18 protein-coding genes are annotated in these 22857 nt (G+C 58.5%); 13 read left to right on the forward strand and 5 right to left on the reverse strand.

Features of this window, described 5'->3' with window-relative positions; genetic code table 11:
* The first annotated feature begins 40 nt into the window (after positions 1-40).
* Positions 41-1513 (forward strand): DASS family sodium-coupled anion symporter, encoded by a 1473-nt coding sequence (locus GUC32_RS03365; RefSeq protein ID WP_369435554.1) that lies wholly within the window; start codon positions 41-43, stop codon positions 1511-1513.
* Between the two features lie 37 nt (positions 1514-1550).
* On the opposite strand, the gene leuD is transcribed toward GUC32_RS03365, so the two are convergent.
* From leuD to leuA, 4 genes are read right to left on the reverse strand one after another with little or no spacing between them, the layout of a single operon-like run.
* Positions 1551-2153 (reverse strand): 3-isopropylmalate dehydratase small subunit, encoded by a 603-nt coding sequence (gene leuD, locus GUC32_RS03370; RefSeq protein ID WP_004932829.1) that lies wholly within the window; start codon positions 2151-2153, stop codon positions 1551-1553.
* A 9-nt stretch (positions 2154-2162) separates the two neighbouring features.
* Positions 2163-3563, reverse strand: a complete 1401-nt coding sequence (gene leuC / locus GUC32_RS03375) for a 3-isopropylmalate dehydratase large subunit (protein ID WP_025301558.1) — start codon at positions 3561-3563, stop codon at positions 2163-2165.
* Between the two features lies 1 nt (position 3564).
* On the reverse strand, positions 3565-4656 hold the full coding sequence (gene leuB / locus GUC32_RS03380; protein WP_025159635.1) for a 3-isopropylmalate dehydrogenase: 1092 nt from the start codon (positions 4654-4656) through the stop codon (positions 3565-3567).
* 2 nt (positions 4657-4658) lie between these two features.
* The gene (gene leuA, locus GUC32_RS03385) at positions 4659-6233 is read right to left on the reverse strand and encodes a 2-isopropylmalate synthase (RefSeq protein WP_004932820.1); all 1575 of its coding nucleotides are present in this window, start codon (positions 6231-6233) and stop codon (positions 4659-4661) included.
* 872 nt (positions 6234-7105) lie between these two features.
* On the opposite strand from leuA, the gene leuO reads away from it, so the two are divergent.
* The 5 genes from leuO to cra all read left to right on the forward strand — a co-directional run bounded on the left by leuO (position 7106) and on the right by cra (position 14079).
* A complete protein-coding gene (leuO, locus tag GUC32_RS03390; RefSeq protein ID WP_025301560.1) occupies positions 7106-8053 on the forward strand; it encodes a transcriptional regulator LeuO in 948 nt (315 codons plus the stop codon).
* Positions 8054-8518: 465 nt separating this feature from the next.
* Positions 8519-10327 (forward strand): long-chain fatty acid--CoA ligase, encoded by a 1809-nt coding sequence (locus tag GUC32_RS03395; protein ID WP_369435555.1) that lies wholly within the window; start codon positions 8519-8521, stop codon positions 10325-10327.
* 316 nt (positions 10328-10643) lie between these two features.
* Entirely contained in the window at positions 10644-12362 is a 1719-nt protein-coding gene (gene ilvI / locus GUC32_RS03400) for an acetolactate synthase 3 large subunit (RefSeq protein WP_043135936.1), read from the forward strand.
* 2 nt (positions 12363-12364) lie between these two features.
* Positions 12365-12856 (forward strand): acetolactate synthase small subunit, encoded by a 492-nt coding sequence (gene ilvN, locus GUC32_RS03405; RefSeq protein ID WP_004932806.1) that lies wholly within the window; start codon positions 12365-12367, stop codon positions 12854-12856.
* Between the two features lie 218 nt (positions 12857-13074).
* A complete protein-coding gene (cra, locus tag GUC32_RS03410; protein WP_025301563.1) occupies positions 13075-14079 on the forward strand; it encodes a catabolite repressor/activator in 1005 nt (334 codons plus the stop codon).
* Positions 14080-14116: 37 nt separating this feature from the next.
* Here the strand turns inward: cra and GUC32_RS03415 are convergent, their stop codons facing one another.
* Complete coding sequence (locus GUC32_RS03415) at positions 14117-14557, reverse strand: L-alanine exporter AlaE (RefSeq protein ID WP_261427470.1); 441 nt, start codon at positions 14555-14557, stop codon at positions 14117-14119.
* 866 nt (positions 14558-15423) lie between these two features.
* Between GUC32_RS03415 and mraZ the strand changes: the two genes are divergently transcribed.
* The 7 genes from mraZ to mraY are packed head-to-tail and all read left to right on the forward strand — an operon-like array spanning position 15424 to position 22857.
* Entirely contained in the window at positions 15424-15882 is a 459-nt protein-coding gene (gene mraZ / locus GUC32_RS03420; protein WP_025159638.1) for a division/cell wall cluster transcriptional repressor MraZ, read from the forward strand.
* A 2-nt stretch (positions 15883-15884) separates the two neighbouring features.
* Positions 15885-16826 carry a 16S rRNA (cytosine(1402)-N(4))-methyltransferase RsmH gene (gene rsmH, locus GUC32_RS03425; RefSeq protein ID WP_025301565.1) on the forward strand — a complete coding sequence of 314 codons (942 nt, stop codon included), beginning with the start codon at positions 15885-15887 and terminating at the stop codon, positions 16824-16826.
* Positions 16823-17143 (forward strand): cell division protein FtsL, encoded by a 321-nt coding sequence (gene ftsL / locus GUC32_RS03430; RefSeq protein ID WP_015376645.1) that lies wholly within the window; start codon positions 16823-16825, stop codon positions 17141-17143. The genes rsmH and ftsL overlap by 4 nt, the downstream gene beginning before the upstream one ends.
* A gap of 42 nt (positions 17144-17185) precedes the next feature.
* On the forward strand, positions 17186-18949 hold the full coding sequence (locus GUC32_RS03435; RefSeq protein WP_004932790.1) for a peptidoglycan glycosyltransferase FtsI: 1764 nt from the start codon (positions 17186-17188) through the stop codon (positions 18947-18949).
* Positions 18936-20423: a UDP-N-acetylmuramoyl-L-alanyl-D-glutamate--2,6-diaminopimelate ligase gene (gene murE / locus GUC32_RS03440; protein ID WP_369435556.1), complete on the forward strand. Its 1488-nt coding sequence runs from the start codon at positions 18936-18938 to the stop codon at positions 20421-20423. The genes GUC32_RS03435 and murE overlap by 14 nt, the downstream gene beginning before the upstream one ends.
* Positions 20420-21781 (forward strand): UDP-N-acetylmuramoyl-tripeptide--D-alanyl-D-alanine ligase, encoded by a 1362-nt coding sequence (gene murF / locus GUC32_RS03445; RefSeq protein WP_369435557.1) that lies wholly within the window; start codon positions 20420-20422, stop codon positions 21779-21781. Before murE ends, murF begins: the two co-directional genes overlap by 4 nt.
* The gene (gene mraY, locus GUC32_RS03450; protein WP_004932782.1) at positions 21775-22857 is read left to right on the forward strand and encodes a phospho-N-acetylmuramoyl-pentapeptide-transferase; all 1083 of its coding nucleotides are present in this window, start codon (positions 21775-21777) and stop codon (positions 22855-22857) included. The genes murF and mraY overlap by 7 nt, the downstream gene beginning before the upstream one ends.

Here is a 22857-nt window from a genome sequence, read left to right on the forward strand (position 1 = left end):
ATTGAGATGCCGCCTTGTTGTTTAGAACAGTGGGAACGTTATGGATAAACTCACACCGCTCAAACCGCTTCCTTCCTTGTGCGCCCTGCCCGCCACGCTGATTATCTGGTTCCTCATTCCCGTGCCGGAGGGCGTTGCGCCCAACGCCTGGCAGCTGCTGGCGCTGTTTATCGGCACCATCATCGCCATTATCGGCAAAGCGATGCCGATTGGCGCGGTCTCGGTGATCGCCATCGCCCTGGTGGCGGTGACCGGCGTCACTAATCCCGGCAAGCCGGGGGCCGCGCTGGACGATGCGCTCAGCGGTTTTTCCAACCAGCTGATCTGGCTGATCGGCTTTTCGATCATGATCTCCCTCAGCCTGAACAAAACCGGGCTGGGCGCGCGCATCGGCTACTATTTTATTTCGCTGTTCGGCAAAAAAACGCTGGGCATCGCCTATGCGCTGACGCTGGCGGAAACCACGCTGGCGCCGGTGACGCCGAGCAACACCGCGCGCGGCGGCGGCATCATTCACCCGATCATGAAATCGATCGCCGACAGTTTCGGTTCAAAACCGGAGCTCAATACCTCCGGCAAGATCGGCCGCTACCTGTCGCTGGTGAACTACAACATCAACCCGGTCACCTCGGCGATGTTTATCACCGCCACTGCGCCTAACCCGTTGATCGTCAGCCTGATCGCCAAAGGCACCCATGGCAGCTTCGAGCTGTCCTGGTCGATGTGGGCGATTGCCGCCCTGGTACCTGGGCTGTGTTCGCTGCTCGTGATGCCGCTGGTCATCTACCTGCTGTATCCGCCGGAGGTGAAAAGCACCCCGGACGCGCCGCGCTTCGCGCGCGAAAAACTGCAGGCGTTGGGGCCGGTGACGCTGCCGGAAAAAATTACCCTCGGGGTGTTCGCGCTGTTGCTGATACTGTGGGCCGGCATTCCGGCGATGATCTTCGGACCGGCGCTGGCGGTCAATCCCACCACCGCGGCGCTGATCGGCCTGGCGGTGTTGCTGGCCACTGGCGTGCTGAGCTGGGAGGATGTGCTGAAGCATAAAGGGGCCTGGGACACCGTGGTGTGGTTCTCGGCGCTGGTGATGATGGCCAGTTTCCTCGGCAAGCTGGGGCTGATCGGCTGGCTGTCGCAGACCGTGGGCAACGGCATTGACCATATGGGTATGAGCTGGGTGGGCGGTACGATCTTGCTGACTCTCATCTACTTGTATTCGCACTATTTCTTCGCCAGCACCACCGCACACGTGACGGCGATGTTCGCCGCCTTCTTCGCCGCCGGCATCGCGCTTGGCGCGCCACCGGCGCTGCTGGGCCTGATCCTGGCGTTTTCTTCTTCGCTGATGATGTCGCTGACGCATTACGGCACCGGCACCGCGCCGATCATCTTTGGCTCCGGCTATGTGACGCTGGGAGAATGGTGGAAAGCGGGATGGGTGATGAGTGTGGTTAACCTGCTGATCTGGATGCTGATCGGCGGGGCGTGGTGGAAGCTGCTGGGCTACTGGTGAGGAAAAAATTCACCCGCCGGGCGGCGGGTGAAGGGGATTAATTCAGAAACGCCGGCTGCTGCGCTTCGTAGCGGGAGATGTCCGCTTCGTGCTGCAGCGTCAGGCCGATGCTGTCCAGCCCGTTGATCATGCAGTGGCGGCGGAAGCTGTCGATTTCGAACGGATAGCTTTTGCCGCCGGCGTTGACCGTCTGGTTCTCCAGATCCACCACGAACTCCGTCCCTTCGTTGGCGTCTACCAGTTTGAACAGCTCATCCACCTGCTGCTCGCTCAGCGTTACCGGCAACAGCTGGTTGTTAAATGAGTTGCCGTAGAAGATATCGGCGAAGCTCGGCGCGATCACCACTTTGAACCCGTAGTCGGTCAGCGCCCAAGGGGCGTGTTCGCGCGAGGAGCCGCAGCCGAAGTTCTCCCGCGCCAACAGGATGCTGGCGCCTTTATAGCGCGGTTTGTTCAGCACGAACGCCGGGTTCGGTTGCTGGCCGGCATCGTCGAGGAAGCGCCAGTCGTTGAACAGATGCTGGCCGAAACCGGTGCGGGTGACCTTCTGTAAGAACTGCTTGGGAATAATGGCGTCGGTGTCGACGTTGGCCGCATCCAAAGGCACCACTAAGCCGGTATGTTGAGTAAATTTAGCCACGTTAGCCCCTTAGTGAATATCACGGATGTCGGCGAAGTGACCGGCGACGGCGGCCGCGGCGGCCATCGCCGGGCTGACCAGGTGGGTGCGCCCACCGCGGCCCTGACGCCCTTCGAAATTACGGTTGCTGGTGGATGCGCAGCGCTCGCCCGGATTCAGACGGTCGTTGTTCATCGCCAGACACATTGAGCAACCCGGCAAACGCCATTCGAAACCGGCTTCGATAAAGATTTTGTCCAACCCTTCGGCTTCCGCCTGGGCCTTCACTGGGCCGGATCCCGGCACCACGATGGCCTGCACGCCGCTGGCGACCTTGCGCCCCTTGGCGATCGCCGCCGCCGCGCGCAGATCTTCGATGCGTGAGTTGGTGCAGGAGCCGATGAACACTTTGTCGATCGGCACGTCGGTCAATTTGATGCCCGGCTTCAAATCCATGTAGGCCAGCGCTTTCTCGGCGGAGGCGCGCTCGACCGGATCGTTGAACGATTCCGGCGCCGGGATCGCCTGATTGACGGCGATCACCTGGCCGGGGTTGGTGCCCCAGGTGACCTGCGGTGCGATCTCTTCGGCGCGCAGCGTCACCACGGTATCGAACTGGGCGTCGGCGTCGGACTTCAACGTGCGCCAGTAAGCGACCGCCTGCTCCCAGTTTTCGCCGGTTGGCGCGAACTGGCGCCCCTTCAGGTAGGCGAAGGTGGTGTCGTCCGGCGCCACTAAGCCGGCTTTGGCGCCCATTTCGATCGCCATGTTGCACAGGGTCATGCGGCCTTCCATGCTCAACGCTTCGATCGCCTTGCCGCAGAACTCCACCACGTGGCCGGTGCCGCCGGCGCTGCCGGTTTTGCCGATCACCGCCAGCACGATGTCTTTGGCGGTGATGCCCTCGGCGGCGTCGCCGGTAACCTCAATCTTCATGGTTTTGGCCCGGCCCTGCTTCAGGGTTTGGGTCGCCAGCACGTGTTCCACTTCGGAGGTGCCGATGCCGAACGCCAGCGAGCCGAAAGCGCCGTGGGTGGCGGTGTGCGAGTCGCCGCAGACGATGGTCATGCCCGGCAGCGTCATGCCTTGCTCAGGCCCGATCACGTGCACGATGCCCTGGAAGGGGTGATTCAGGTCATACAACGAAACGCCGAATTCCGCGCAGTTCTTGATCAACTCCTGCATCTGGATACGTGCCATCTCGCCGCTGGCGTTGATGTCTTTGGTCTGGGTCGACACGTTGTGATCCATGGTGGCGAAGGTTTTGCCGGGCTGGCGTACCTTGCGGCCCATGGCGCGCAGGCCGTCGAACGCCTGCGGCGAGGTGACTTCGTGCACCAGGTGACGGTCGATATACAGCAACGGCGTTTCGTTCGGCGCTTCGTATACCACGTGGGCGTCGTACAGCTTCTGATATAAGGTCTTGGCCATGTTATGCCCCCTGAGCTACAAAGCGAGCGATGATGTCGCCCATTTCATCGGTGCTGACGGCTTTGCCGTCACCGGCCAGATCGGCGGTGCGGTAGCCCTGTTCCAACGCCTGGTTGATGGCGCGCTCCACGGCGTCGGCCGCTTCATCGGCGCCCAGGCTGTAACGCAGCAGCAGGGTGGCGGACAGGATCTGCGCAATTGGGTTGGCGATGCCTTTGCCTGCAATATCCGGCGCGGAACCGCCCGCCGGTTCGTACAGGCCGAAGCCTTGCTCGTTCAGGCTGGCGGATGGCAACATGCCCATCGAGCCGGTGATCATCGCGCATTCGTCGGACAGGATGTCGCCGAACAGGTTGGAGCACAGCAGCACGTCGAATTGGGACGGATCCTTGATCAGCTGCATGGTGGCGTTGTCGATATACATGTGCGACAGCGACACGTCCGGGTAATCCTTGGCAACCTGATTGACCACTTCACGCCACAGGATGGAGCTTTGCAGTACGTTGGCCTTGTCGATCGACGTCACCTTGTGGCGGCGCTTGCGGGCGGATTCGAAGGCGATGCGTGCGATGCGTTCAATCTCGAAACGGTGATACACCTCGGTATCGAAAGCGCGCTCCTGCATGCCCTGGCCTTCGCGGCCCTTCGGTTGGCCGAAGTAGATGCCACCGGTCAGTTCGCGCACGCACAGAATGTCGAAGCCGCGGGCGGCGATGTCGGCGCGCAGCGGGCAGAATGCCTCCAGCCCTTGATACAGGCGGGCCGGGCGCAGGTTGCTGAACAGTTTGAAGTGCTTGCGCAGCGGCAACAGCGCGCCGCGTTCCGGCTGCTCGGCCGGCGGCAGGTGTTCCCATTTCGGGCCGCCCACCGAGCCGAACAGGATGGCGTCGGCCTGCTCGCAGCCGGCGACGGTCGCCGCCGGCAACGGGCTGCCGTGGCGATCGATGGCGATGCCGCCGACGTCGTACTCGGCGGTGGTGATGCGAATATCAAAGCGTTGACGCACCGCGTCCAATACTTTGCGCGCCTGAGCCATTACTTCCGGGCCGATGCCGTCTCCGGGCAAGACGGCAATGTGATAAGTCTTCGTCATGTTCACACCGTTTCCTGATTATTTTGATGTTTGTTTTGCTGCAGGCGCTGCTTTTCTTTTTCTACCTGCTGTGAGCGCCAAATATTGTTCAACACGTGCACCATTGCCTTGGCAGAGGATTCGACGATGTCGGTCGCCAGGCCTACGCCGTGGAAGCGGCGGCCGTTGTAAGAGACGACGATATCCACCTGGCCCAGCGCGTCGCGGCCATGGCCCTTGGCGGTCAACTGGTACTTCACCAGCTCGATCGGGTAATCGGTGATGCGATTGATCGCCTGATAGACCGCATCGACCGGGCCGTTGCCGGTGGCGGCTTCGGCTTTCTCTTCGCCGCCGCAGATCAGTTTCACCGAGGCGGTGGCCATGATGCTGCTGCCGGACTGCACGCTGAAGTAGCCCAGGCTGAAGTGCTCCGGCTCTTCCTGCTGTTTATTGATGAAGGCCAGCGCCTCCAGGTCATAGTCGAACACCTGGCCTTTTTTGTCGGCCAACTTCAGGAAGGCGGCATACAGGGTATCCAGGTTGTAGTCCTGCTCCTGGTAGCCCATCTCTTCCATGCGGTGTTTCACCGCCGCGCGGCCGGAGCGGGAGGTCAGGTTCAACTGCACGTCCTTCAGGCCGATCGACTGCGGGGTCATGATTTCGTAGTTTTCGCGGTTCTTCAGCACGCCGTCCTGGTGAATGCCGGAGGAGTGGGCGAAGGCGTTGGAGCCGACGATCGCCTTGTTGGCCGGAATCGGCATGTTGCACAGCTGGCTGACGATCTGGCTGGTGCGGAAGATTTCCTGATGATTGATGTTGGTGTGCACGTTCATGATGTCCTGGCGCACTTTAATCGCCATGATCACCTCTTCCAGTGAACAGTTGCCGGCGCGCTCACCGATGCCGTTCAGGGTGCCTTCCACCTGACGGGCGCCGGCCTGGACCGCGGCAATGGAGTTGCCGACCGCCATGCCCAAATCGTCGTGGCAGTGTACGGAGATGATGGCTTTGTCGATGTTCGGCACGCGGTCATACAAGGTGGTGATGATGCCGCCGAACTGGTTCGGCGTGGTGTAGCCGACGGTGTCCGGAATATTGATGGTGGTGGCGCCGGCGTTGATGGCGGCTTCGACCACGCGGCACAGATTGTCGATCGGCGTGCGGCCGGCGTCTTCACAGGAGAACTCTACGTCGTCGGTGTAGTTGCGGGCGCGTTTGACCGAGCGCACCGCCATCTCCAACACTTCGTCGAACGAGCGCTTCAGCTTCGATTCGATATGCAGGGTGGAGGTGGCCAGGAACACGTGGATGCGGAACGCTTCAGCGACGCGCAGCGCTTCGGCGGCCACGTCGATGTCTTTGTCCACGCAGCGGGCCAGGCCGCAGACGCGACTGTTCTTGATCTGGCGCGCGATGGTTTGCACCGATTCGAAGTCGCCCGGCGAAGAGACCGGGAAGCCGACTTCCATCACGTCAACGCCCATTCTTTCCAGCGCCAGCGCAATCTGAATCTTCTCTTTTACGCTCAGGCTGGCCTGCAATGCCTGTTCGCCGTCACGCAGCGTGGTATCGAAAATAATGACTTGTTGGCTCATCGGTGCATTCCTTATCGTGTTGATTTCACGCTAAGCGGGCAAAAAAAAACCCGCGCAGTAGCGCGGGTTTCTTATGGGTGATCGGCTGAGTCAGCTCCGAACTTCATCCACAGGCATACCGCGCAAACAAGATGCGTTGAGTAGTAGGCCTAGTAGACGGTGGGTACGGATCATAAGGGTTCAGCTTCTCTTAAATTGGGTGTCTGCCTAATTTGATACGTGATTGGCCTGGCGATGTCAACACCTGATTGAATGCGGGGACAATGCACCGGCTAAGTGGCCAAACAGAGGAACATTCGGTAAAAATGCGGTGCTCTAGAGAAAAAGTGGGGCGCAGTTTGCGCGTTGCTTAGCATAAACGAATCGAATAGAGACTGCGCTAATTGCTTCTGGATTTTGTTGGGTTAAGATTTGTGATGAAAATTAAGAGAGATTAATCACGGGAGGCAATAAAATAACATTTTTAATTCAAATGATTGAAATTGGATTCATATGATTAATTGATTGTTTTGGTCATAATATAACAAAATAATGCGATTTTACACAAAGTGAGCGGTGTTTTTAGATGGTTTGATTGCTTATGATGTGTTTTTATAGTTTGTCTCATACAGTGCGGTTACGTTGTTTAATTGTATTAATCATTGTTAATACCTAATTGTTGGTACCACCCAGGTAGCATTCTTCCTGCTGACGGGATAAGTGACTGACATGCATTCCATATACGACTTATATCGTGTCGATAACACGAGGTTTTTTATCGGCTCATGACGGTAATAGCAGGATTTGTCGTGCAAAGATAAGACAATGCGGCGTTTCATTGTTTTTCGAGCATAAGGATTAGATTATCTACACAGGATTTAGTGGAGTGAAATATGGCTGAATATGATTCAGAAATCGCCATGGTCAAAGAGCCGGCGGACATCCATTTGCGCAGCGTCGATCTTAATTTGCTGACGGTGTTTGACGCCGTGATGCAAATGCAAAATATTACGCGAGCCGCTAATTCGTTGGGGATGTCGCAGCCGGCGGTGAGTAACGCGGTGGCGCGCCTGAAGGTGATGTTCAACGATGAACTGTTTGTGCGCTGCGGGCGCGGGATTCAGCCCACTATGCGCGCCAGGCAGCTGTTCGGGCCGGTGCGGCAAGCGCTGCAGTTGGTGCAAAATGAGTTGCCGGGATCTGAGTTTGAGCCGCTGACCAGCACGCGAGCGTTCTCCTTGTCGCTGTGCAGCCCGCTCGATTTACGTCTGGGCGCTGGAATAATCAATCACGTCAAACAGATCGCGCCGCAGCTTAACCTGCAAATAAAGTCATACATTAACAATAATATCGAACATCAATTGCGTTATCAGGACGTCGAGTTTGTCATCGGCTACAGCCGTTTCGAGTCGGCGGAGTTTCGCAGCCTGGCAATGTTCGACGACGAATTAGTGCTGGCGGTCGCGCAGGCGCACCCGCGAATAGGGGAGGAGGTGACGCCGGAGAAAATGTTGGCCGAACAGCACGCGGCAGTTTCCCTGGAAAGTTTTGGTTCTTTCAGTAAACCTTTTTATTTAGAGGAACCGATGCTGCGCACCGTGACACAACAGTGCACGGATCTCTACAGCGTGTTGAATATGGTGTCGCAAACGGACATGGTGGCGATTGCGCCCGCCTGGCTGGTGCGGCAACAGACGGAAGCGTTGAAAATAAAGTCGGTTCCTTTATGTGGCAACGATAATAAAGCCACTTGCTATCTCTCCTGGCATGAATCCTCCGAGCGGGATAAAGGCCACCAGTGGATGAAATCCGTTCTGATTGAGGCCGGTAACCCAAAGTAACGCGATAAAAAATGGGGTCATACAAAAATAATATTCAACTGAGCGTTTTTTTCTCATGATAAAAGCTAAGAACTATCTGGGTTTTTATTAAGATGTTTCTTGGTTTTGCGGCGATAAAATAACTTATTTTCAGGGTGGGTTGGTTCGTTTACCAAAAATAATTAATATAAATTAATATTCTGATTTTTACTTTTCGGCTGGTATTTTAAACTAATTCGATGCGGCGGCCCGGATGGGCCGCGTTTTATTGCTGCCACCCAACCTTTTCCTTCCCGTTCTGTCCAACCCATGAAAGCACGAAAGCCGGCCTGAGTTTTGGCTCACACTTCTACGCTGAAATCACTTTTCCCTCTGCCTGAGAGTAGGTAGACTGCGCGGAAAAAAGTAAACACGTGTAAGCTGAGATGAGGGCCGCAAGGCGTCGTTCAGGCTTAACTGTATGATTCATTTCAGGCTTAGAGCACTATGATCACTAATCTGCTGCAATACCATCTTATCCATCGTATACAGCATCAAATCACCCATCGAGCCGATCGCACAGCTTTTCGCCAATGGTCGCCCAACGGCGAGTTTCAACTGACCTGGGGAGAGGCTGCCACCCGCATCGATCGCATTGCCGCCGGGCTGTTGGCCCTTGGGGCCGAAGTGCAAGAGCGCATAGGTATATTCGCCAATAACGGCATAGCCTGGTCGTTGGCCGATCTCGCTATCCTGCATCTGCGCGGCGTCAGCGTGCCGCTGTATTCCACCAATACGCCGGCGCAGGCGACATTTGTCATCAACGACGCCGACATCCGTATACTGTTCGTCGGCGAGCAGGCGCAGCTTGACGCCGCCATCGCGCTGCGCGGCGTTTGCCCACAGCTGCGCCATATTATCGTGTTTGACGAGGATGCCGATCTGCGCGGCTGCGAGATCGCACAGCATCTGAGCGCCTTCGAGCGTGCCGCCGATCCGGCGGCTTTTATCGTTCAACGTCGGCAGCGCATTGAAGAGTGCGACCTTCAGGATCTCTTCACCCTGATCTATACCTCGGGCACCACCGGTGAGCCTAAGGGGGTGATGCTGGACTACCGCAATCTGGCGGCGCAGCTCTACCTGCATGATGAAAGGCTGACGGTCGGCGAAGAAGATGTGTCGCTCAGTTTCCTGCCGCTGTCGCACGTGTTCGAGCGTGCCTGGAGCTTCTTTGTGATGCATTCCGGCGCGCAGAACGTCTTCCTGCCGAACACCGACTGGGTGCGGGAAGCGATGGGGCAGGTCCGCCCGACGCTGATGTGCGCGGTACCGCGTTTCTACGAGAAGATTTTCAGCGCGGTGCATGAAAAAGTGGCGCGGGCCCCTTGGCTGCGCCGCGCGCTGTTCCACTGGGCGATCGTCTGCGGGGAGCGCAAGTTCCTGCAGGAGCGGGCCGGCAAACCGTTGGGCAAACTGTTCGAACTCTCCCATCGCTGGGCCGACAAGCTGGTATTGAGCAAGCTGCGCGGTATCCTCGGCGGCCGGGTGCGCTTTCTACCGGCGGCGGGTGCCAAGCTGGATGACAATGTGATCCTGTTCTTCCAGGCGATGGGCGTCAACATCAAGTACGGCTACGGCATGACCGAAACCTGTGCGACCGTGTCCTGCTGGGAAGAAGGGCATTTCCGTTTCGGCTCCATCGGCAAACCGCTGCCGGAGGTCGAGGTGCGCATCGGTGAAGAAAATGAAATCCAGGTGCGAGGGCCGATCGTGATGCGCGGCTATTTCAACAAGCCATTGGAAACCGCCGCGACCTTTACCGCAGACGGCTGGCTGAAAACCGGCGATGCCGGGGCGATCGATGAAGAGGGCAATCTGTTCATCACCGAGCGCCTGAAGGATTTGATGAAAACCTCCGGCGGCAAATACATCGCGCCGCAGATGCTGGAAGGTACGCTGGCGCAGGACCGTTTTATCGAACAGGTGGCGATCATCGCCGATGCGCGCAAGTTCGTTTCCGCGCTGATCGTGCCGTGCTTTGAGTCGCTGGAAGAGTACGCGAAGTCAGTCAACCTGAAGTACCAAGATCGTCTGGAACTGCTGCGCAACGGTGAAATTCTCGAGATGTTCGAAAAGCGTCTGCGCGAGATGCAAAAGGAGCTGGCGCGCTTCGAACAGGTGAAGAAGTTCACTCTGCTGCCGGCGGCCTTTTCCATGGAGCTGGGAGAGCTGACGCCAACGCTGAAGCTGCGCCGCAAAGTGATCCTGCAGCGCTATCAGCGTGAAATCGACTCAATGTACCAGGAACAGGCTTGACGCCGCCGCCGGATCGCGCGTCCGGCGAAAAAAACGGCATATACCTCGCCTGATTTAGTTCTGTAATTTTCCCTCTGTTCGAAACAATGCCTAGCCTGACGCCTCTGGGGCTAGCGCATTGTTTTTATAAAGCCGCGATCTCCAGCCGCTTGGCAATAACCCCGCCGCCGTTAAGCCATTTTGCCGTTTGCCTGCCCCATCTTCTGACGTTATGTTAATTCGATAGCGACAACCCATAAAAATTTAGGGGCATTGCCCCGCAGCAGGCGCTACGTTCCGGCGCCAGAGAAGAATAAGCAAGCCTGGAGGCAAACCCATGGAGATGTTGTCAGGAGCCGAGATGGTCGTCCGATCGTTGATCGATCAGGGCGTTAAGCATGTATTCGGCTATCCCGGCGGGGCGGTGCTCGATATCTACGACGCCCTGCATACGGTCGGAGGGATCGATCATATTCTGGTGCGCCACGAGCAAGGTGCGGTGCACATGGCCGACGGTTACGCGCGCGCCACCGGTGAAGTGGGCGTGGTGTTGGTGACCTCCGGCCCCGGCGCCACCAATGCCATTACCGGTATTGCCACCGCCTATATGGATTCGATCCCGATGGTGGTGCTGTCGGGACAAGTGCCCAGCTCGCTGATCGGCTACGACGCCTTCCAGGAGTGCGATATGGTGGGGATTTCGCGTCCGGTGGTGAAGCACAGCTTCCTGGTAAAACGCACCGAAGACATCCCGGCGGTGTTGAAGAAGGCCTTTTACCTGGCCTCCAGCGGCCGCCCCGGCCCGGTAGTGATCGATCTGCCGAAAGATATTGTCGGTCCGGCGGTGCGGATGCCTTATGCCTACCCGCAGGACGTGAGCATGCGTTCTTATAACCCGACGGTGCAGGGCCACCGCGGGCAGATCAAACGCGCGTTACAAACCATTCTGGCGGCCAAAAAGCCGGTGATGTACGTCGGCGGCGGCGCGATCAACGCCGGTTGTGAAGCTGAATTACTGTCGTTGGCGGAGCAGCTGAACCTGCCGGTAACCAGCAGCCTGATGGGATTGGGCGCTTTCCCCGGCACCCATCGTCAGAGCGTCGGTATGCTCGGCATGCACGGAACCTATGAAGCCAACAAAACCATGCACCATGCCGACGTGATCTTCGCCGTAGGCGTGCGCTTCGACGATCGCACCACCAACAATCTGGCTAAATACTGCCCGGACGCCACCGTGCTGCACATTGATATCGATCCGACTTCGATCTCCAAAACGGTGGACGCCGATATTCCGATCGTCGGCGATGCCAAGCAGGTGTTGGTTCAAATGCTGGAGCTGCTGGCGCAGGATGAGAAAGCGCAGGATCACGATGCGCTGCGCGACTGGTGGCAGTCTATCGAGCAGTGGCGTGCCCGCGACTGCCTGGGTTACGACAAGCACAGCGGCACCATCAAGCCGCAGGCGGTGATCGAAACCCTGCACCGCCTGACCAAAGGCGACGCCTACGTCACCTCGGACGTGGGCCAGCACCAGATGTTCGCCGCGCTCTATTATCCGTTCGACAAACCGCGCCGCTGGATCAACTCCGGCGGCCTCGGCACCATGGGCTTCGGCCTGCCGGCGGCATTGGGCGTCAAGCTGGCGCTGCCGGAAGAAACCGTGGTGTGCGTGACCGGCGACGGCAGCATTCAGATGAATATTCAGGAGCTGTCCACTGCGCTGCAATATAACCTGCCGGTGGTGGTGGTGAACCTCAATAACCGTTATCTGGGCATGGTGAAGCAGTGGCAGGACATGATTTATTCCGGCCGCCATTCGCAGTCTTACATGGATTCGCTGCCGGACTTCGTCAAGCTGGCCGAGGCTTACGGCCATGTCGGCATCGCCATCCGCACGCCGGATGAGCTGGAAAGCAAGCTGGCGCAGGCGCTGGCGGAAAAAGAGCGGCTGGTGTTCGTCGACGTGACCGTCGATGAAACCGAACATGTTTACCCGATGCAGATCCGCGGCGGAAGCATGGACGAAATGTGGCTTAGCAAAACGGAGAGGACCTGATCATGCGCCGTATTTTATCTGTCTTGCTGGAAAACGAATCCGGCGCCTTGTCGCGCGTGGTCGGGCTGTTCTCCCAGCGCGGTTATAACATTGAAAGCCTGACGGTGGCGCCGACCGACGATCCGACGCTGTCGCGCATGACTATCCAGACCGTCGGCGACGAGAAAGTGCTGGAGCAGATTGAGAAACAGCTGCACAAGCTGGTGGACGTGCTGCGCGTCAGCGAGCTGGTGCAAGGCGCTCACGTCGAGCGCGAGATCATGCTGGTGAAGCTGCAGGCCAGCGGTTATGGCCGTGAAGAGGTGAAACGCTGCGCCGACATTTTCCGCGGCCAGATCGTCGATGTGACGGCGACGCTGTACACGGTACAGCTGGCCGGCACCAGCGACAAGCTCGACGCCTTCCTGAGCGCGGTGCGTGAAGTGGCGGAGATTGTGGAAGTGGCGCGTTCCGGCGTGGTCGGCGTGTCGCGCGGCGACAAAATCATGCGCTGAGCGCGGTTTAGTGGCGAATAATCGGGGCGCGGCATGGCTGCGCCCTTTGTTTTTCGGCATTTTTTTGCCCGATTGCTGGCACCTTTCGGCAAAAGCGGTTGCTAGGTAGTGTTTTCTGCTGTTAGATCGCAGAGGCTGGATTGAATAACCGCACGGGATGTCATGGTTAATCCGAGCACAGCCTTCACTTCTATTTTCAGCGTCATTAAGGGGTTAATGTGAAACTGGATGAAATCGCGCGTCTCGCGGGCGTTTCGCGCACGACGGCCAGTTATGTCATCAACGGCAAGGCGAAGCAGTATCGTGTCAGCGATAAAACCGTCGAGAAAGTGATGGCCGTGGTCAGGGAGCATAACTACCACCCGAATGCCGTCGCGGCAGGGCTGCGCGCTGGGCGCACCCGTTCTATCGGTCTGGTGATCCCGGATCTGGAAAATACCAGCTATACCCGTATCGCCAACTACCTGGAGCGTCAGGCGCGCCAGCGTGGTTATCAATTGCTGATCGCCTGCTCCGAAGATCAGCCGGACAACGAAATGCGCTGTATCGAGCACTTGCTGCAGCGTCAGGTGGACGCCATCATCGTTTCCACCGCCTTGCCGCCGGAGCACCCCTTCTATCAACGCTGGGCCAACGATCCGCTGCCGATCATCGCACTGGACCGCGCGTTGGATCGCGAGCATTTCATCAGCGTCGTCGGGGCCGACGAGGAAGATGCCTTTGCGCTGGCGCAGGAGCTGCGCACCTTCCCGGCGGAGTCGGTACTGTACCTGGGCGCCTTGCCGGAGCTTTCGGTCAGCTTCCTGCGTGAGCAGGGCTTCCGTCAGGCCTGGCAAGAGGATCCTCGCCATGTCGATTATCTGTACGCCAACAGCTATGAGCGTGAGGCCGCCGGCGCGCTGTTTGCCGAATGGCTGAAAACGCACCCGATGCCGCAGGCGCTGTTCACCACGTCGTTCTCTTTATTGCAGGGCGTGATGGACGTGACGCTGAAGCAACGCGGCCGTTTGCCGACCGATCTGGCGATTGCCACCTTCGGCGACCATGAGCTGTTGGATTTTCTGGAGTGCCCGGTGCTCGCGGTAGCGCAGCGCCATCGCGACGTGGCCGAACGCGTGCTGGAGCTGGTGTTGGCCAGCCTGGACGAACCGCGTAAACCCAAACCGGGACTGACGCGGATCCGCCGTAATCTGTTCCGCCGCGGTAGCCTGAGCCGCAAATAGGCCGCTCTACAGGAGCCCGCGTTGTCGGGCTCCTGGTTTAGACGTAACCCGCGACCCGAAACAGCCGTCGGCAATATTCCAGGAAATAGCCATACACCACGCCCATCGCCATGGAGACCAGCGCATTGCTGGTCACCGCCGTCAGCATTTGTTGGCCGTCGGCGCCCACGCTCCACAGAATGGCGGCATAAACCGGCGACTGGAAACTGACGTAAGCCAGCAGATCGGCGAGGTTGCGCAGTAGGAATTGGCCGCGTGGGCAGCGGCGTGCCGTGCGGATAAACAGATCGCGATAGCGGCCGTAAGGCCAGGCGATCAGGATGTTAACCGGGATCGACAGCAGGCGCGAAGAGAGGGATTGCTGGAAGCTCATGCCGGAGATCAACACTTCTATCGCCATGCCGGCGATAAAGCAGTACACCACCAGTGCGAACGTATCGGCAGCGGCGCTACGCCAGTGAGGGGCGGGCGAAAGCATGCACTCTCTCCTTTTTTTGGTTAATATTCTGTTAAATTATTTATTTGTGGTTGTTAGTTCTGGTTTTTTGCGCTTCATATAGTGTACTAATCTGTATTGTGTTTTTTAACTGGATTTAAATTTTTATTTTTAACATTTGTTCGGTTTCTGTCCCGCAAAACAGGGGCACAGGATGGGACAGGGAGATTAAAATCGGTGAATTTAAATAAATTCATTAAAAACATGCAGTTGCGATTTTTGGTGTTTGAAGAGGTTTTTTTCCGGCAAAAATTGTGGAAATAAAGGTGTAAGAAAATGAAACCATAATTGTAAACAGGTATTTTGGGAATAATCTTACCAAATTGATTTAAATCGAAATTACTTCTGCTCGTAATATCCGAGCCATTTATTTTTATCGTGCTCTCATCATGGCGGGACAAATTGAAGTAAAATAGCGCGCAGTTTCACGGTGAATAACGATTGAGCGTTATTAACTCAAGGGGTTATGGCCTTATTCTTCGGTCGATTCGCCAGGCGCTGAGCCTTGGCGGGCGCGGGGCGGCAGCGGTTACAGCCCTGAGATTGCCGAGCTGAAAAATGAGACATGGCTTGCAGAAGGAAGTAATGAGTTAATTAATCGCCAGTTCGTCAGGTTTTTAATCAGATTCTTTCCGCTTAGAAAATTCTCTCCGTTTATCATGGTGTTAATTTTTAATCGTCGAATAATCAGAGTTTCTTTCGCGAGTCAGCTCCCAAAATGACCAGAGAAATATTGCCAAAGCGCTGGCGCTCTGGCTTGACAAGGTTTTCATACCCTCCGTAAACTCCATTGTGTGGGAATTTGTGGGGTAAAGTGGTGAAAACGGTCACTAAGGGGTAGCTCAGGAATGTTCCGTGGAGCGACGATGGTCAACCTCGACAGCAAAGGGCGGCTCGCCGTACCTACCCGATATCGGGAATTGCTCAACGAGGAATCGCAAGGCCAAATGGTCTGTACCATTGACCTCCATCAGCCCTGCCTGCTGCTTTATCCTTTGCCCGAATGGGAAATTATTGAACAAAAATTATCACGTCTGTCGAGCATGAATCCCGCCGAGCGCCGCGTTCAGCGCCTGCTGTTGGGGCATGCCAGTGAGTGTCAGATGGATAGTGCCGGTCGTTTGCTGCTTGCCAATACGCTGCGGCAACACGCCGGGCTCACAAAAGAAGTGATGCTGGTCGGTCAGTTCAACAAGTTTGAACTGTGGGATGAACAGACCTGGTATCAACAAGTCAAGGATGATATTGACGCTGAACAGTCGACTCAGGAACCGTTGTCTGAGCGGCTACAGGACTTGTCGCTATAAGCATGTTGGAAAACTATAAACACACCACCGTCCTGCTGGACGAAGCCGTCAACGGCCTCAACATCCGCAGCAACGGCATATATATCGACGGTACTTTTGGTCGCGGTGGCCATTCTCGTCTGATTCTGTCCCAGCTGGGGCCGGAAGGGCGCTTGCTGGCAATTGACCGTGACCCTCAGGCGATTGCAGCCGCCAAATCTATTGAAGATCCTCGTTTCACCATCGTACACGGCCCATTTTCCGAGTTGTCGCACTATGTGCGGGAGCGCGAACTGGTCGGCAAGATCGACGGCGTTCTGCTCGATCTGGGCGTTTCCTCGCCGCAGCTTGACGACGCAGAGCGCGGGTTCTCCTTCATGCGCGACGGTCCGCTGGACATGCGCATGGATCCGTCCACCGGCCTGTCCGCCGCGGATTGGCTGATGAAGGCCGAGGCGGACGATATCGCCTGGGTGCTGAAAACCTTTGGCGAAGAGCGTTTCGCCAAGCGCATCGCACGCGCCATCGTCGAAAGAAACCGCGTGGAGCCGATGACGCGCACCAAAGAGTTGGCGGATCTGATTGCCGATGCCAGCCCGTTCCGTGAAAAGCACAAGCATCCGGCGACGCGCAGCTTCCAGGCGATCCGCATCTATATCAACAGCGAGCTGGAAGAGATCGAGCGTGCGCTCGACGGCGCGCTGGAAGTGCTGGCCCCACAGGGCCGTTTGTCGATCATAAGTTTCCACTCGCTGGAAGACCGCATCGTCAAACGCTTTATGCGTCACCACAGCCGCGGCGCTCAGGTGCCGGCGGGCATTCCGTTGACCGAAGAGCAACTGCGCAGCATGGGCGGACGAACGCTGAAAGCGCTGGGCAAAATGATGCCGTCGGAAGCGGAAGTGGCGGACAACCCGCGTGCGCGCAGCTCGGTGCTGCGTATTGCTGAGAGGATGCCCGCGTGATCGGCAACGAACGTCACGGTCTGGTTGGGGTCATTGGCGGCGATCTGCTGCGCAACGCCAAGATCCCCCTGATTTTACTGATTGCGTCACTGGTCTCCGCGATTTTCGTGGTGACTACCGCGCACCGCACCCGCCTGCTGACCGCCGAGCGCGAACAGCTGGTTCTGGAGCGCGATGCGCTGGACATCGAGTGGCGCAACCTGATTTTAGAAGAGAACGCCCTCGGCGATCACAGCCGGGTTGAACGTATCGCGACAGAAAAACTGCAGATGCAACACGTTGATCCATCGCAGGAAAATATCATCGTTAAACAATGAATGGTTTAACCGGAATAATGACACGGAGTAGAAAGGAAACGCATGAAAGCAGCGCGCCCCGGTAAGTTGAGACGCCAGGAAGATCAGGCCAGCTTTGTCAGCTGGCGTTTTGCGTTGCTGTGCGGCTGCATTTTGCTGGCGATGGTTGGCCTGATGTTGCGCGTCGCGTACCTGCAGGTCATCAACCCCGATCGTCTGGTGAAAGAAGGTGACATGCGTTCGCTGCGCGTGCAGGAAGTGCCGACCGCGCGCGGCATGATCAGCGATCGCGCCGGCCGTCCGTTGGCGGTCAGCGTGCCGGTGAATGCGGTGTGGGCCGATCCGAAAGAGCTGAACGAGCGCGGCGGCATCACGCTGGACAGCCGCTGGAAAGCGCTTTCCGATGCGCTGAACATCCCGCTGGACCAACTCTCCAACCGCATCAACGCCAACCCGAAAGGGCGCTTCGTTTATCTGGCGCGCCAGGTTAACCCGGCGATCGGCGACTACATCCACAAGCTCAAGCTGCCGGGGATCTACCTGCGGCAGGAGTCGCGCCGTTACTATCCGGCGGGGCAGGTGACGTCGCACATCATCGGCGTGACCAACATCGACGGGCAAGGTATCGAAGGCGTAGAGAAGAGCTTCGACCGCTGGCTGACCGGGCAACCGGGCGAGAGAACGGTGCGTAAGGATCGTTTCGGCCGGGTGATCGAAGACATCTCCTCCGTCGACAGCCAGGCGGCGCACAACCTGGTGCTGAGCGTCGATGAGCGCCTGCAGGCGCTGGTGTATCGCGAGCTGAACAACGCCGTGGCGTTCAACAAGGCCGAATCGGGCACTGCGGTGCTGATCGACGTGAACACCGGCGAAGTGCTGGCGATGGCCAACAGCCCGTCTTACAACCCGAACAACATGGCCGGTACGCCGAAAGAAACCATGCGTAACCGTGCTATCACCGATATTTTTGAACCCGGTTCAACCGTGAAGCCGATGGTGGTGATGACCGCGCTGCAAAACGGCGTGGTGAGAGAAAACAGCGTGCTGAACACCATCCCGTACCGCATTCAGGGCCACGAGATCAAAGACGTGGCGCGGTACTCGGAGCTGTCATTGACCGGGATCTTGCAGAAGTCGAGTAACGTCGGTGTTTCAAAGCTGGCGTTAGCGATGCCGTCCTCAGCGTTAGTAGATACTTACTCTCGTTTTGGGCTGGGAAAAGCGACCAATTTGGGGCTGGTCGGAGAAAGCAGTGGCATATACCCAAAAAAACAACGGTGGTCTGACATAGAGAGGGCCACCTTCTCTTTCGGCTACGGGCTGATGGTAACTCCGTTACAGTTGGCGCGAGTCTATGCAACGATCGGCAGCCTGGGCGTGTATCGCCCATTGTCGATCACCAAGGTTGACCCTCCGGTCGCCGGCGAACGCGTTTTCCCTGAACCTCTGGTGCGCACCGTGGTGCACATGATGGAAAGCGTGGCCTTGCCGGGTGGTGGCGGCGTGAAAGCCGCCATCAAGGGGTACCGTATCGCCATCAAAACCGGTACCGCGAAAAAAGTGGGCCCGGACGGCAAATACGTCAACCGATATATCGCTTATACCGCCGGCGTCGCGCCGGCAAGTAACCCCCGTTTTGCCCTGGTGGTCGTCATCAACGATCCACAGGGTGGGAAATACTATGGTGGCGCAATCTCCGCGCCGGTGTTCGGCGCCATCATGGGCGGCGTATTACGCACCATGAACGTCGAGCCTGACGCGTTGCCTACCGGTGACAAAAGCGAATTAGTGATTAACAAGAAAGAGGGTTCAGGTGGCAGATCGTAATTTGCGCGACTTACTCGCCCCGTGGGTGCCGACGGCACCCGGGCGCGCGCTGCGGGAAATGACATTAGACAGCCGTGTGGCGGCTGCCGGGGATCTGTTTATCGCCGTGGTCGGCCATCAAACGGATGGACGCCGCTATATTCCGCAGGCCATTGCGCAGGGCGTCGCCGCCGTGATCGCCGAAGCTGACGGTCAGGCCGAAGACGGCGCCATCGTTGAGATGCACGGCGTGCCGGTGATCTACCTGAGCCAACTGAACCAGCGCCTTTCCGCGCTGGCCGGGCGTTTTTACCACCAGCCGGGCGAGCGTCTGCGTCTGGTCGGCGTGACCGGCACCAACGGCAAAACCACCACTACGCAGCTGTTGGCGCAGTGGAGCCAACTGCTGGGCGAAACCAGCGCGGTGATGGGCACCGTCGGCAACGGCCTGCTGGGCCAGGTGTGTCCGACCGAGAATACCACCGGTTCTGCGGTGGATGTTCAACACGTATTAAACGAGTTGGCGGAACAGGGCGCGACCTTCGCCGCCATGGAAGTTTCTTCCCACGGTCTGGTGCAACACCGGGTGGCGGCGCTGCCGTTCGCCGCGGCGGTCTTTACCAACCTGAGCCGCGATCACCTGGATTACCACGGTGACATGGCCAATTACGAGGCGGCCAAATGGTCGCTGTTCGCCGCCCACAGCGTGGGGCAGGCGATCATCAACGCCGACGATGAAGTCGGTCAGCGCTGGCTCGGCAAGCTGCCGGATGCGGTGGCGGTGACGATGCAGGGCAACCTGCAGCCGGGCTGCCACGGCCGCTGGTTGAAAACCACGGCGGTCGATTATCACGACAACGGCGCCACCGTTCGTTTCAGCTCCAACTGGGGCGACGGCGAGATCGAAAGCCGCCTGATGGGCGCGTTCAACGTCAGCAACCTGCTGTTGGCCTTGGCGACGCTGCTGTCGCTGGGCTATCCGCTGGAGGCGCTGGTGGAAACCGGCAGCCGTCTGCAGCCGGTCTGCGGCCGCATGGAAGTGTTTAACGCGCCGGGCAAACCGACGGTGGTGGTGGATTACGCCCACACGCCGGATGCGCTGGAGAAAGCGCTGGAAGCCGCGCGCCTGCACTGCCAGGGGCAGCTGTGGTGCGTCTTCGGCTGCGGCGGCGATCGCGACAAGGGCAAGCGTCCGCTGATGGGCGGTATTGCCGAGCAGTTCGCCGATCGCGTGGTGATCACCGATGACAACCCGCGTACCGAAGAGCCGCGCGCAATTATCAACGACATCCTGACCGGATTGCTGGACGCCGGGCAGGCGCTGGTGATCCACGGCCGCGCCGAAGCGGTAACCAGCGCCATCATGCAAGCGCAGGCGCAGGATGTGGTGTTGGTGGCGGGCAAGGGCCATGAAGATTATCAGCTGGTGGGCAACCGCCGCCTGGATTACTCCGACCGCACGACGGTCGCCCGACTGCTGGGGGTGCTGGCATGATCCCTGTCTCTCTTCAGACACTGGCTGAGGTATTGAGCGCTGAACCGATCGGCGCCGATTGCCAAATTGTCGAGGTGACGACAGACACCCGCAAGGTGACCGCCGGTTGCCTGTTTGTGGCGCTGAAAGGTGAGCGTTTCGACGCTCACGACTTCGCGGCGGATGCCGTAGCCGCAGGCGCCGGGGCGTTGCTGGTCAGTAAGCGCTTATTGGTGGACGTGCCGCAGTTGGTGGTGGAAGACACCCGTTTGGCGCTGGGGCAGCTTGGCGCCTGGGTGCGTCAGCAGGTGCCGGCGCGCGTGGTGGCGCTGACCGGCTCCTCGGGCAAGACATCGGTGAAAGAAATGACCGCCGCCATTCTGCGTGAATGCGGCGAAGTGCTGTATACCGCCGGTAACTTCAATAACGACATCGGCGTGCCGCTGACGCTGTTGCGTCTGGAGCCGCAGCATGATTTTGCCGTGATAGAGCTGGGCGCTAACCACATTGGCGAAATCGCTTACACCACCGCATTGACGCGTCCGCAGACCGCTTTGGTGAATAACCTGGCGGCGGCGCACCTGGAAGGCTTCGGCTCGCTGGCCGGCGTCGCTCAGGCGAAAGGTGAAATCTTTACCGGCCTGCCGGCCGACGGCGTGGCGATCATCAACGCCGATAACAACGATTGGCCGCACTGGCAGAGCATACTGGTCGGCAAAACCGTCTGGCGCTTCTCGCCGCAGGCCGCCGAAGGTGTGGACTTCTTCGCGGACAACGTGCGGGTGAATGGCGCAGGTACGCAGTTCACGCTGCACAGCCCGTTCGGCACCGCCGAGATCGCACTGCCGCTGCCGGGGCGCCACAACGTGGCCAACGCGCTGGCGGCCACGGCGCTGGCGATGTCGGTGGGCGCGACGCTCGAAGCGGTGCGTCAGGGGTTGAAACAATTGCAGGCGGTGCCGGGGCGCTTGTTCCCGGTGGCGCTGGCCGAAGGCAAGCTGCTGCTGGACGACAGCTATAACGCCAACGTCGGGTCGATGACCGCGGCGGCGCAGGTGCTGGCGGAAATGCCGGGCTACCGCGTGATGGTGGTCGGCGATATGGCCGAGCTGGGCGCAGAAGCGGAAGAGTGCCACCGTCAGGTGGGTGAAGCCGCCCGCCTGGCCGGGGTCGATAAAGTGATCAGCGTCGGCGGGTTGAGCCGCGTGCTGAGCGAAGCGTCCGGCAACGGCGAACATTATCAGGGCAAGACAGCAGTGATCGCGCGCGTGGCGGAATTACTGTCGGAACATGCGGTCATCACCGTGTTAATCAAAGGTTCACGTAGTGCCGCAATGGAGCAGGTAGTACGCGCGTTACAGGAGAAAGCACCATGTTAGTTTGGCTGGCCGAACATTTGGTCAAGTATTACTCAGGCTTCAACGTCTTTTCTTATCTGACGTTCCGAGCCATTGTCAGCCTGCTGACCGCGCTGTTCCTGTCGCTGTGGATGGGCCCGCGGGTGATCAAGCGCCTGCAAGAAATGTCCTTCGGTCAGGTGGTGCGCAACGACGGCCCCGAGTCGCACTTCAGCAAGCGCGGCACGCCGACCATGGGCGGCATCATGATCCTGACCTCCATCACCATTTCGGTGCTGATGTGGGCCTACCCGTCCAACCCATATGTCTGGTGCGTGCTGTTTGTGCTGGTGGGTTACGGCATCGTCGGCTTCGTCGATGACTACCGCAAGGTGGTGCGTAAGGACACCAAAGGGCTGATCGCCCGCTGGAAGTATTTCTGGCAATCGGTGATTGCGCTGATTGTCGCATTCGCCATGTACGCCGTAGGAAAAGACACGCCAGCCACCGAGCTGGTTGTGCCGTTCTTTAAGGACGTGATGCCGCAGCTGGGCCTGCTGTACATCCTACTGGCCTATTTCGTCATCGTCGGCACCAGCAACGCGGTCAACCTGACCGACGGCCTGGACGGCCTGGCGATCATGCCGACGGTATTCGTGGCGGCCGGCTTCGCGCTGGTGGCCTGGGCGACCGGTAATATGAACTTCGCCAACTACCTGCATATTCCGTATCTGCGTCATGCCGGTGAGTTGGTGATCGTCTGCACCGCCATCGTCGGCGCCGGCCTCGGCTTCCTGTGGTTCAACACCTACCCGGCTCAGGTGTTTATGGGCGACGTCGGTTCGCTGGCGCTGGGCGGCGCGCTGGGCACCATCGCGGTGCTGCTGCGCCAGGAGTTTTTGTTGGTGATCATGGGCGGCGTGTTCGTGGTAGAGACGCTGTCGGTGATCCTGCAGGTGGGATCGTTCAAGCTGCGCGGACAACGCATTTTCCGCATGGCGCCGATTCACCACCACTATGAATTGAAAGGCTGGCCGGAGCCGCGCGTGATCGTGCGCTTCTGGATCATTTCGCTGATGCTAGTGCTGATTGGCCTGGCAACGCTGAAGGTGCGTTAA

This window comes from Serratia sp. NGAS9, assembly GCF_009905295.1.
GTDB classification, from domain to species: Bacteria; Pseudomonadota; Gammaproteobacteria; order Enterobacterales; family Enterobacteriaceae; genus Serratia; species Serratia bockelmannii.